Here is an 11969-nt window from a genome sequence, read left to right as displayed (position 1 = left end):
TTTTAAACTGAATGTGTTCTATTATGTTCGTTAACGAACATAAACGAAAATATATTCAAGAGGCCAGCCATGCCAACTACTGAGCTTGAAAGTCACTATGAGATGATCGTGATTGGCGGAGGCATCAATGGTGTCGGTATCGCCGCAGATGCGGCAGGCCGTGGCCTCAAAGTCGCTTTATTCGAACAAAATGATCTCGCCAGCGCCACCTCTTCAGCCAGCTCGAAGTTAATTCATGGCGGGCTACGCTATTTAGAATATTACGAGTTTCGCTTAGTAAGCGAAGCATTAAAAGAGCGAGAAGTATTATTAAACATGGCGCCTCACTTAGTTGAGCCGATGCGCTTTCGCCTACCACATCGACCTCATCTTCGCCCTTGGCTATTGATTCGCATGGGTTTATTTCTCTACGATCACCTTGCTAAACGCAGTACTTTAGCAGCGTGTAAGGGCTTGTACTTTGGCCAAGACAGCGTGCTAAAAAGCGACATCAGCAAGGGCTTCGAGTATTCCGATTGCTGGGTCGACGATGCCCGCCTAGTGGTTAGTAATGCCCTGTTAGCCAAGCAACAGGGCGCCTATATCGCACCTCGCCACCAAGTCATTTCGGCAAAACGCGAAGCACAGCACTGGCTGGTTGAAGTACTCAACCAGAATACCCATCAACGCCAACAACTTCGCTGTGATAGTCTGGTCAACGCTGCAGGACCTTGGGTACAACAATTCATCGAGCAGGCAATGCACCTCATGCCGCCACGTCGTATTCGTTTGGTCAAGGGCAGCCATATTGTGGTGCCCAAACTTCATGCCCAAAGCCAGTCCTACATCTTACAAAATAGCGATAAACGGATCGTATTTGTAATCCCCTACCAGCAAGACTACTCGCTGATAGGCACCACCGATCTTGAATATCACGGCGATCCCGCCAAAGTGGCAATTTCCACATCAGAAATAAGTTACTTGTGCGATGTGGTAAATCAGCACTTTCAGCAGCAAATTTCCAGCAACGATGTTATCCATAGTTTCTCTGGGGTGCGCCCACTGTGTCAGGATGAATCCGACGACCCCTCTGCGGTCACCCGCGATTACACCTTAGAACTCAGCGAAGCCGAACAAGGTGCGCCACTATTGTCTGTATTTGGCGGTAAGCTCACCACCTATCGTAAACTCGCCGAGGCAGCCTTAGCCTTATTGGCCCCTCGCGTATCAGCGATGGGAGCCCCCTGGACCAGTAAAGCGACCTTACCTGGCGGCAAATTAGAACAACCGCTCGCAGAATTTATCGCACAACAACAAGCGCTCGCGGCAGAGCTCGACCCAGCCTTAATCGAACGTTGGTGTCACCAATTTGGTCGCCAAATTCAAACATTACTTGCGGCGGTAAAACATCATGGTCTAGGCCTACACTTTGGCGGCCAGCTCTACCAAGTTGAAGTAGACTACCTGCAAGCTGAAGAATGGGCCTTCACCGCCGAAGATATTTTATGGCGACGCACCAAACAGGGTTTACAGCTTAATGCTGACCAACAACAGGCTTTAGCGGACTATTTACAAGAGTCTCGAAACGTCCCCTATCACGACCTTAAAAATGTAGTCACACTGTAGTGTTAAAACCCAATAATGCTATAAACAGACGGCCGCACAGGATCGACCTTCTAATCAAGCTGCAAACTTTCTTTTAATTACTTGCTCAGGCTATTGTTTTTAACAAAACAATAGCCTGAGCAAGTCTTTGGCGCTTTCTTTAAGCAGGCTAGGCGGTTAGACTTTCTGCGTTTTAACAGTAATTGTTAAATAAAAATATTAAAACGCTTAGAGAGAAACCGATGGAACAAAAATTTCTACCTCTTTGTCGCCCCGCGATCGAGCAACCAGAAATCGATGCCGTAATTGAGGTATTAAAATCGGGATGGATAACCACTGGCCCCAAAAATGCTGAGCTCGAAAACGTAATCAAAGCCCATACTGGTGCCCAACACGCGGTGGCTTTAAGCAGTGCGACGGCGGGTCTTCATCTGAGCTTAGTCGCTTTAGGGATCGGCCCCGGTGATGAAGTAATAACCCCATCCATGACTTGGGTATCGACGGTGAACCTGATTACCCTCGTCGGAGCCAAACCAGTCTTTGTGGATGTAGATGCCGATACCTTGATGACCACCGCAGAGCGGATCGAGTCCCTTATCACCGATAAGACCAAGTTGATCATCCCTGTGCATTATGCTGGCGCCCCCTTAGATTTAGATGCCATTTATGCCTTGGCAGAGCGTTACCAAATCCCATTAATTGAAGATGCTGCTCATGCCATCGGTTGTGAATATAAAGGCCGCCCCATCGGTCAAACAGGACATTGCATCTTTTCCTTACACGCTATTAAAAATGTCACAACAGCGGAGGGTGGGATATTCACCACCAACGATGCGCAGCTGGCAGAACGGATCCGCCGTCTTAAATTTCATGGCCTTGGTGTTGACGCCTTTGATCGCGAGAACCAAGGCCGCGCCCCCCAAGCCGAAGTGATCGAACCCGGCTTCAAATACAACATGCCGGATCTCTGCGCTGTACTTGCCCTCGGACAAATGCAACGTTTAACAAGGATCACTCAACAACGCCAAAAACTGGTCGCCCATTATCGTCAATTGTTAGCTAAGCTGCCCGGCATTCGCCCTCTGCAGGTCCCCGAATATGACCACCAACACTGCTGCCATCTGATGATTATCCGAGTCGAGCCTCATCTTTGTGGCTTTGACCGTGACCAATTAATTAGCCAATTAAAACAACTCAACATCGGCGCAGGCATTCACTTCAAAGCCTGCCATAGCCAGAAATACTATCGAGACCATTACCTGAGCCGCTTCGGTGAAATAAATCCTGATCTACAAAATACCGAGTTTAACAGTCAGCGGATCTGCTCCTTACCCCTATTCCCCGATATGCAACTGAGCGATGTCGAACGAGTGGTAAACGCCATCACCCACTTTATTGGAACTTCTAATGAAACATAAGCAAGAGATTCACTTCGTATCCATCGTGATCCCGGTTTATAACGAAGCAGCAAGTCTACCAGAACTAATGAAGCGCACCTGTGCCGCAGCCGATAGCATGGGCAAGGACTATGAATTACTACTGATCGATGACGGCAGCAAAGACAACAGCGCCGAACAAATTGAAGCGGCTGCAGCCGAAGAAGGCAGCCACGTGGTGGGCGTCATTCTCAACCGTAATTATGGACAACATAACGCAATTATGGCGGGCTTTGAGCATGTACGCGGTGATCTAATCGTCACACTAGATGCCGACTTACAAAACCCTCCCGAAGAAATTCCTAACTTGGTGGCCAAAGCCGAAGAGGGTTACGATGCGGTAGGGACCGTACGTAAAAATCGTCAAGATAGCCGACTCCGTCGTTACCCCTCGATGCTGATCAACAGAATAGTCAAACGCTCTACTGGCGTAGCCATGAACGACTACGGCTGCATGCTGCGAGCCTATCGCCGACATGTGGTTGATGCGATGTTACAGTGTCACGAACGCAGTACTTTCATTCCCATCTTAGCCAATGGTTTTGCTCGACGCACCGTTGAAATCGACGTAGAGCATAGTGAGCGCCAACAGGGAGAGTCGAAGTACAACGTAATGGGCTTAATCAACTTAATGTTTGATTTACTCACCAGCATGACCACCGCGCCGTTAAGAATGCTCAGCATTATGGGCGGGGTAATTGCCACCCTCGGCGGATTATTTGGCTTGGTATTGTTATTAATGCGACTTATGTATGGCGCGGAATGGGGCGTAGATGGAGTATTCCCCTTATTTGCACTGCTATTTATTTTTGTCGGGGCACAATTTGTAGGCCTTGGTTTACTGGGTGAATATATCGGCCGGATCTATTCTGATGTAAGAGCTCGACCACGTTACTATGTGCAAGATGTACTACTAGGTGAAGCGACTAAGCATCCGCGGACCCACAATGAAACTCATAAAAAACAGCAATAACTAAATTTAGCGATTACTTCTAAGGAATAACCCATGAAAGCAGTGGTATTTGCCTATCACAACATTGGTTGTATTGGCATTCAAAGTCTTCTCGATGCGGGTATCAATATTGCCGCAGTCTTTACCCACCTCGACGACAGTCAAGAAAATGTATTTTTTGACTCGGTCGCCAAATTAGCTGCACGACAGGGGATCCCGGTATTTGCACCTGAAGACGTCAACCACCCGCTATGGCTGGAAAAAATTAAGGCGTTACAGCCCGATGTGATGTTCTCGTTCTATTACCGTTCAATGCTTAGCCAATCGCTTCTCGAGATTGCGCCCAAAGGCGGCTTTAACTTACATGGTTCTTTACTTCCGGCTTATCGTGGCCGCGCGCCAGTAAATTGGGCCCTAGTGAATGGCGAAACCGAAACCGGAGTCACGCTCCATACCATGACCGCAAAAGCAGACGCTGGCGACATTGTGGCACAGCATAAACTTGCCATCGATGCTAATGACACAGCCGCCACTTTGCACCAACGACTCACCAAACTCAGTGGTGAGTTGCTCGCGCAAACCTTGCCCAGTATTATCGAGGGTAGTCATTGCTTAACCCCCCAGGATGAAAGCCTCGCCAGCTGTTATGGTCGCCGAAGCCCAGCCGACGGTGAAATTAAATGGTCCGATAACGCCCAAACCATTTTCAATCTTTGTCGCGCGGTCACCGAACCTTACCCTGGCGCGTTTACCTTCTTAGGTGAACGCAAGGTGATTTTTTGGAGCACCAGCATCAGCGAGCAAGATTATGATGCAAGCCCAGGAACCATTGTCGCGACCACGCCACTAACCATTGCTTGCACTCAAGGCTCCATCGTAGTCAATACTGGCCAAAGTGAACAGGGTTTATATCTCAATGGCCAGCAACTCGCCAGCGAGTTACACCTCGTCGCAGGCATGCGCTTTGGCCCACAAGCCAGTTCACTGATCGCCGCCAAAAAACGGCAAAAAGTACTCATTTTAGGAGCCAATGGTTTCATTGGTAATCACTTAACTAAACGCTTACTCGACGATGGCAAGTATGAAATTTACGCCATGGATATGAGCGCCAACCAGATAGAACAACATTTAACCCACCCCGATTTTCACTTTGTCGAAGGTGATATCACCATTCACAGTGAGTGGATTGAATACCACATTAAGAAATGTGACATCGTGTTACCTTTAGTCGCCATCGCAACGCCCATCGAATACACCCGTAATCCACTGCGCGTATTCGAATTAGACTTCGAAGAGAATCTCAAAATTGTTCGCGAGTGTGTCAAATACAACAAACGCATCATCTTTCCTTCCACTTCGGAAGTGTATGGTATGTGTACCGATGAAGAATTTAACGAAGATAGTTCGCCATTAATTACCGGTCCAATTAACCGTCAGCGATGGATTTACTCAACCTCTAAGCAATTACTCGACCGAGTGATCTGGGCCTATGGTAAAAAAGACAACCTGAAGTTTACCCTGTTCCGTCCCTTTAATTGGATGGGGCCTCGCCTAGACAGCTTAAACTCGGCGCGGGTGGGTTCCAGCCGGGCGATTACTCAGCTGATCTTAAACTTAGTAGAAGGTACGCCAATTAAATTGATTGATGGCGGTGAGCAAAAACGTTGCTTCACAGATATCTCCGAAGCCATTGAAGCCTTATTCCGGATTATCGAAAATAAGGATGGTCTGTGTGACGGGCAAATCATTAATATTGGCTCACCAGACAACGAGGCAAGTATTAAGCAAATGGCGGAAACTCTGGTTGAAAAATTTGCCGTGCATCCACTACGCGATCGCTTCCCTCCTTTTGCGGGTTACCATTTAGTCGAAAGTAAAACCTTCTATGGGGATGGTTACCAAGATGTTCAGCACCGTCGACCTAGCATTCGCAACGCCAAGCGTTTACTCGATTGGGAGCCGACCATCAAGATGGGAGATACCATCGAAGAAACCCTCGATTTCTTCCTAAAAACGGCTGTTGACGAATAACCATGAGTGTCCAAGATACGATTAAAGTTGGCCTACGGATCGATGTTGATACCTTTCGAGGCACGCGTTTAGGCGTACCCAAGCTATTAGACATCTTCCAAGAGCACCAAATTAAGTCTTCATTCTTCTTCACTGTTGGTCCAGACAATATGGGCCGCCATATTTGGCGGCTGCTGCGTCCAGCCTTCTTAAAGAAGATGTTACGCTCTAAGGCCGCCAGCCTTTATGGCTGGGATATCATTCTGCGTGGCACATTTTGGCCAGGGCCAGTGATCGGTCACAAGCTCGCGTCAGTCATCAAGCAAGCAGATTTGGCTGGCCATGAAATTGGCTTGCACGCTTGGGATCATCACAAGTGGCAAATGAAAACCGACAGTATGTCACCCACCGAGTTAGCCAAAGAGCTCAGCAAAGGCTACCAGATGCTCTCCGATATTATCGGCAAAGAGATCAGCTGCAGCGCCGTTGCTGGCTGGCGCTGCACCGAAACGACCCTCGATGAAAAGGAAGCCTTCCCATTTCGTTACAATAGTGATTGTAGAGGCAAGTCGATCTTTGTTCCCAAGTCGGGCATGGCCCCCCAAATTCCAGTGACACTACCCACCTATGATGAACTGATCGGTCAAGAAGGCGTAGACGAGCATAACTATAACCAAGCCATTCTCGACAAAATTAAACCGGATGCACTCAATGTTTATACCATCCACGCTGAAGTGGAAGGCATTGTTTGTGCGGAAATGTTTGAGCAATTGCTGATCCAAGCGAAGCAGCACAACATTGAGTTTGTGCCACTGAGCGACCTACTCGATCAGCATTACGAGACTTGGCCGCAGGACAGTATCTTAAACATTGAAATAGAGGGTCGTGAGGGCTGGCTGAGTCACCAAGCCTCGCTTGTGAGACCAATCAGTAGCTAAGCTAGGAACAAACATGCGTCACACACAACTTAAATTATCTAGCTGGGTTCCCATTTTCTTTATCCTACTGTATTTACTGCCTTTAGGGCTGCGCGATCTCTGGTCTCCCGACGAATTACGTTATGCCGAAATCTCACGAGAAATGGTCGCCTCCGGCGACTGGATCGTACCGCACTTTAATGGTCTACGTTATTTCGAGAAGCCCGTGATGGGCTATTGGATGAACGCTTTGGCGCAGCTGGTATTTGGCGAAAACAATTTTGCAGTGCGAGCCTCATCAGCCTTTAGCGCGCTTGGCGCAGCTTTCTGCCTATGGTTATTACTCTGGCGGTTTGCTTCACGCTCAATTGCCTGGCTCGCTAGTGGGATCTATCTCAGTATGTTCATGGTCTCTGGGATAGGGACTTATAGTGTGCTCGACAGCATGTTAAACCTTTGGCTCACCGCCAGTTTTACCGCTTTCTATTTTGCCATCCGCAGTGACACGACCCGGCAACGCGCTAAATATTATGGTTTGGCCGGTTTATATTGTGGTTTTGCGGTACTCACCAAGGGCTTTCTGGCCTTAGCGCTACCGGTGCTGGTGGTCGTGCCTTATATGCTGTGGAGTCAGCAATTTAAACAAATTATTAAATGGGGCTGGTGGGTGATGTTACTGGCACTGCTGGCTTGCCTCCCTTGGGCCTTGGCCATTCATGCTGCCGAGGTCGATTATTGGCATTACTTTTTTTGGATTGAGCATATTCAGCGTTTTGCTGCGGAAAATGCCCAGCACTCGGCGCCAATTTGGTACTACTTGCCCTTTGTTGCCGCCGGAGTATTACCTTGGCTATTTTGGTCCCCCAGCGCACTGCGTCACTTAAAAGGGCAAATGCATCTTCCCCTGTTACGCTATGCCCTTCTCTGGGCAATATTACCCTTGCTGTTTTTCTCCCTAGCAAAGGGTAAATTGGCCACCTACATTCTGCCTATTATGGCACCCTTGGCGATTTTGTTTGCCTTTGGCATTCAGCAAGCCTTTGCGCGTTCCTGTCGTGGGCTCAATTGGGGATCCTGGCTAAATGCGCTGTTGTTCGCACTCTTGGCAATAGCAACTTTAATTCTTAATTTCAGTGGCAAGTTACCCTTAGACGCCGATGAAAGCTATCGACCTTGGCTGCTATTTAGCATCTTCGCCTTTTGGTCAGCAATGGCGGTCGTCGCAGTTAAAGCCAACAGTTTAAATGGTAAGGTAGCCAGTTACATGCTGATGCCCTTGGCGCTATTTATGCTGGCTTGGGCGACTTTCCCCAACCTCAGTATTTATTCAAAAATGCCGGCCAAATTTGTTCAACAAATTGAACACTTGGTCGATGCTAACACCGTTTTGGTTGCCGATTACCCCGATACCATGTCAGCCCTTAATTGGTATTTCAAACGCAGTGATGTGTATTTAACCAGCGCCAAAGGTGAACTCGAATATGGTCTAAGCTACCCCGATGCACAGCAACGGTTTGTCCCCAGTGCTGCGCTAGCGACATTCATTGAACAACACCGTAAAGTAGCACCAGTATTGATTTACTTTCGTGATAAACCCCATTTCGGCGATACCCTTCCTGCCACCGACCAACGCATTCAACGCGGCCGCTACACTGTACTTTACTATCAAGCCTTGCAGAGTCAGCCGTGAGCATTTTTTTATTACTGACGTCAATCGCCTGTAGTTCCTTGAGCCAATACTGGCAGAAACGAGCCGCGCTACTATTCGTTGCGCAGCCCAATATGGGGATCCGCAGCAAACTATTGGCAAAACCGCTATTGTTGGGGATCGTGTTTCTGGCGCTCGGGGCCATCTCCTGGCTAGGCGTGCTCAGCCAATGGGATGTTTCAGTGGCCTATCCGCTGCTCAGCAGCAACTTTGTGATTATGTTGTTGGTCTCCAAGTTCGCCTTTAAGGAACAAGTGCATACTCGCCAGTGGTGGGGCGTGCTCTTGATTGTGATCGGCGTAGCTATTTTAGGAGGCGCCAGTCAATGGCTATAAAAGCGCCCCCATATAACCTCAGCCTGGCCTTACTCAGTGTGCTATTTATTTCATTAGCACAACTGGCCATGAAATGGGGCATGAGCCAACTCAACCTGCATTTTTCATCACTGAGCGAGCTTTGGCTTCAGCAGCAATGGGGCTTATTATTCAGCGCGAGCTACCACTACTTACTCGCGGTGATATTTGGACTTGGCTGTTATGGGCTGTCGATGTGTTGCTGGGTGATGGCCTTAAGACATCTCCCCCTGTCATTAGCCTACCCTTTGCTGAGTTTAAGTTATGTCTTGGTCTATATAGCGGCTGTTAGCCTGCCTTGGATAGACGAGACATTTAGCGGGCTAAAAGCGCTTGGCATCGTCTTTATCTTATGCGGAATAGCCTTGGTTGTGCCAAGCTCTAAACGCAAAGATAAAGGTGATTAACGATTAAAGACTCAGTTTTAGTTAAGCTAGGGCTAAGCGGCTATGAATAATAAGCAGACTCAAGTATTGTAGCTACATAGCCAACTTATTAATATTACGTTAATTAGTCGCAAGGAAACGCTGCCTACATGAAACGCCTGCTTGACTTATTTGCCATTTTTTTATTGCTAATACTGGCAACTTCAGTCTTTTTCTTGTTTTCTTTTCACCCCGATCGCTACAAAAGCGATTTCCTGGGTTGGTTCAATCAACAAAGTGACTGGCAGTTAACTTACCAAAGTAGTAACTGGTCTTTGACTGATCCGCTGAGTATTGAAATCTACGGTCTAGAACTCGCCAAATCAGAGCAAGCCGCTCTCATGGCGAAAAGCGTTCAGCTAGAGCTTGCAGCCCTACCACTTCTAAAGGGCCAGTTAAGCTTAAAATTAGTGACTCTAGAAAATGCTCAACTGGCAATGAGGCCCGAGCTGCTGCAAGCAAGCAAGCCCGCGGATGGTCACTCAACCCAACAAGACTTTTCGCTGCTTTGGATAAATCAATTACAGATCAAACAATTACAACTCAAAGACAGCGACGTACTATGGCAACAAGGCCAACAAAGTTATCACCTAAAACAGCTTGAATTAAGCATCGAAGACTTTGCCGTAGACTTAGCTCATCCTTCCCCCAGCGATTGGCAATTTAGCTTACAAGCCAGTGCCGAAAAGCTGGACAACCCCTATCAAGAGGTGCAACTGCCACAGCTCAACCTTCAATATAGCAACCAAAAGCTAAGCATCACACATCTTGGAGCCGACCTCTGGCAAGGTTCATTTTATGGTTCAGGAGAGCTGAGCAACAAACACTTACAAGTTCAACAACTGGTATTGAACAATGCTCGAATCGAGCACTTTACTCAGCCTAAAGATAAATCACCATTAGCCAACCAAGCATCCACTCAGGGCCAACAATTCCCTTCTTTCAGTTGGCTTGAGCAAATTGATATCGATAGTATCTTGCTCAATAAAATCAGTATGGCCACGCAAGTTTCGGGGCATAATCTGGTGCTCAACCACTTTACCGGTGAGTTGGAAAATATTCACAGCCGCTGGCCTCTCAAGCAAGAGCAAGTCACCGCTAACTATGCCTTTATCGCTGATGAGGTCACCTTCGACCAATTTCAATTAAGTGAACTCACCGCCAGCGGAGCGGTCGCTCAAGGGCGCTTTACCCTCGATGCTTTCCGCAGCGATGTCTTTAAAGGAAAACTGAGCTTAGCGCTAGACTACCATTGGCAACAAGCGGCGCTAAACATCCAACAGCTCACCTTGAGCAATAGTGAAATCCCAATTCAACCTAGTTGGCTAAGCCTGATGCAAACGAAGGACAATGCTACTGAACAAGTCTCCCAAGCACTGACGACAAGCCCTCGATTACAACAACTTAATATTGAGCAGGTCAATTTACAACAGGTAAAACTGCTGTCTTATTTGGATCAGTTTCCATTCTCAGCTGAAGGCTTAAATGTTGAGTTACGTCATTTAGCGCTGCTCAAAGATGGCCAATGGCAGAATATCGAGCAACTCTGGCAACCCAGTGCTCAATTATTCATTGAAGCGCCAGAACTGGCCTTTCGAGGGATCGCACTGAGCCATGTCAGCATGGATGTCGGAGCAGAACAACAACTAGGCTATTTCAATTTATACGGGGAACTACCGCTGGGCCAATTTGAATTACAGGGACAAGCTTTATTAGATCAACAGCACAAACCTTGGAAAGCTGAAATTTCAGGATTGTTACTCAACTTAAGCTCATTGGCGAGGTTAGCCGATAATCGCGATTTCAAATTATTAGGCGATCTGACCTTTAGCGGCAAACTACACGGCAAGCTGCAAGACTTTAATCATAATATCGACGGTAGTATCGATTTACATAGTCAGTTATTGCAACTCCCCGGTGTCGATCTGGAAGTCACCCTTGACCAAATCATCGAAAGCCCTCGGCAATACTTCGAAGATCCCAATCCCTTGATTGCCAACGGACTCGCTGTTTTTTGGCAAGCACCGAACAGCTTACCAAAGGGCTTGACTCAATTTACTAATCTGGCGCTTAGCGCCACCATTGGTCAAGGGAAGTTAAGTTTTGCCCCCCAACGCTTACCCGGTTTGCGCTACCAACTTACCCTCCAAGGTGATATCGATTTAGCCGCTCAACGCTTCGACAATTTGCAGTTTGTGGTCGCCGACCAGCCTTGTTGGCGCTTAGTGCATACCATTGATGGTCGCTGGAGCGCACCGACAATGAGCTTCGACCACTATCGTTCGCAACGCCGTTATCTTGTAGAACAACATCAATTTGTCCAAACGCCACAAGTACAGCCGTGTCGCTATCCTCTCAACCAAGTACAGCCCTAGCTAAGCTTGCGGTGCCCCTTCGATGAGCCTCGAGCATCACCGTTCGCAACGCCGTTATCTTGTAGAACAACATCAATTTGTCCAAACGCCACAAGTACAGCCGTGTCGCTATCCTCTCAACCAAGTACAGCCCTAACCAAGCTTGCGGTGCCCCTTCGATGAGCCTCGAGCATCACCGTTCGCAACGCCGTTATCTTGTAGAACAACAT

General features: G+C 47.9%; 9 protein-coding genes. All 9 read left to right on the top strand.

Annotated features, from left to right (window positions below):
- The first annotated feature begins 69 nt into the window (after positions 1 to 69).
- The 9 genes from glpD (at position 70) to ACRRSX_RS01370 (ending at position 11760) form a co-directional block, all read left to right on the top strand.
- Complete coding sequence (gene glpD, locus ACRRSX_RS01410) at positions 70 to 1605, top strand: glycerol-3-phosphate dehydrogenase (RefSeq protein WP_432454989.1); 1536 nt, start codon at positions 70 to 72, stop codon at positions 1603 to 1605.
- Positions 1606 to 1826: 221 nt separating this feature from the next.
- Positions 1827 to 3002: a UDP-4-amino-4-deoxy-L-arabinose aminotransferase gene (arnB, locus tag ACRRSX_RS01405; RefSeq protein ID WP_432454990.1), complete on the top strand. Its 1176-nt coding sequence runs from the start codon at positions 1827 to 1829 to the stop codon at positions 3000 to 3002.
- Entirely contained in the window at positions 2992 to 3993 is a 1002-nt protein-coding gene (arnC, locus tag ACRRSX_RS01400) for an undecaprenyl-phosphate 4-deoxy-4-formamido-L-arabinose transferase (protein ID WP_432454991.1), read from the top strand. The genes arnB and arnC overlap by 11 nt, the downstream gene beginning before the upstream one ends.
- Positions 3994 to 4026: 33 nt before the next feature.
- Entirely contained in the window at positions 4027 to 6003 is a 1977-nt protein-coding gene (gene arnA / locus ACRRSX_RS01395) for a bifunctional UDP-4-amino-4-deoxy-L-arabinose formyltransferase/UDP-glucuronic acid oxidase ArnA (protein WP_432454992.1), read from the top strand.
- Between the two features lie 2 nt (positions 6004 to 6005).
- Complete coding sequence (arnD, locus tag ACRRSX_RS01390) at positions 6006 to 6920, top strand: 4-deoxy-4-formamido-L-arabinose-phosphoundecaprenol deformylase (protein ID WP_432454993.1); 915 nt, start codon at positions 6006 to 6008, stop codon at positions 6918 to 6920.
- Between the two features lie 13 nt (positions 6921 to 6933).
- Positions 6934 to 8589 carry a lipid IV(A) 4-amino-4-deoxy-L-arabinosyltransferase gene (gene arnT / locus ACRRSX_RS01385; protein WP_432454994.1) on the top strand — a complete coding sequence of 552 codons (1656 nt, stop codon included), beginning with the start codon at positions 6934 to 6936 and terminating at the stop codon, positions 8587 to 8589.
- Positions 8586 to 8942: an EamA family transporter gene (locus ACRRSX_RS01380; protein ID WP_432454995.1), complete on the top strand. Its 357-nt coding sequence runs from the start codon at positions 8586 to 8588 to the stop codon at positions 8940 to 8942. The genes arnT and ACRRSX_RS01380 overlap by 4 nt, the downstream gene beginning before the upstream one ends.
- Entirely contained in the window at positions 8933 to 9367 is a 435-nt protein-coding gene (gene arnF, locus ACRRSX_RS01375) for a 4-amino-4-deoxy-L-arabinose-phosphoundecaprenol flippase subunit ArnF (protein ID WP_432454996.1), read from the top strand. Before ACRRSX_RS01380 ends, arnF begins: the two co-directional genes overlap by 10 nt.
- Before the next feature lie 128 nt (positions 9368 to 9495).
- Positions 9496 to 11760 (top strand): hypothetical protein, encoded by a 2265-nt coding sequence (locus ACRRSX_RS01370; RefSeq protein ID WP_432454997.1) that lies wholly within the window; start codon positions 9496 to 9498, stop codon positions 11758 to 11760.
- The last annotated feature ends 209 nt before the right edge of the window (positions 11761 to 11969 follow it).

Source organism: Agarivorans sp. QJM3NY_30, from assembly GCF_050870855.2.
Classification (GTDB): Bacteria; Pseudomonadota; Gammaproteobacteria; order Enterobacterales; family Celerinatantimonadaceae; genus Agarivorans.
The sequence above is the reverse complement of the archived record's forward strand: the minus strand, read 5'-3'. Positions and strand labels throughout refer to the sequence as shown.

Excerpts from the sequence above, each read along its gene's own strand:
- glpD (WP_432454989.1), top strand. The coding sequence starts at position 70 with ATGCCAACTACTGAGCTTGAAAGTCACTATGAGATGATCGTGATTGGC.
- arnB (WP_432454990.1), top strand. The coding sequence starts at position 1,827 with ATGGAACAAAAATTTCTACCTCTTTGTCGCCCCGCGATCGAGCAACCA.
- arnC (WP_432454991.1), top strand. The coding sequence starts at position 2,992 with ATGAAACATAAGCAAGAGATTCACTTCGTATCCATCGTGATCCCGGTT.
- arnA (WP_432454992.1), top strand. The coding sequence starts at position 4,027 with ATGAAAGCAGTGGTATTTGCCTATCACAACATTGGTTGTATTGGCATT.
- arnD (WP_432454993.1), top strand. The coding sequence starts at position 6,006 with ATGAGTGTCCAAGATACGATTAAAGTTGGCCTACGGATCGATGTTGAT.
- arnT (WP_432454994.1), top strand. The coding sequence starts at position 6,934 with ATGCGTCACACACAACTTAAATTATCTAGCTGGGTTCCCATTTTCTTT.
- arnF (WP_432454996.1), top strand. The coding sequence starts at position 8,933 with ATGGCTATAAAAGCGCCCCCATATAACCTCAGCCTGGCCTTACTCAGT.
- ACRRSX_RS01370 (WP_432454997.1), top strand. The coding sequence starts at position 9,496 with ATGAAACGCCTGCTTGACTTATTTGCCATTTTTTTATTGCTAATACTG.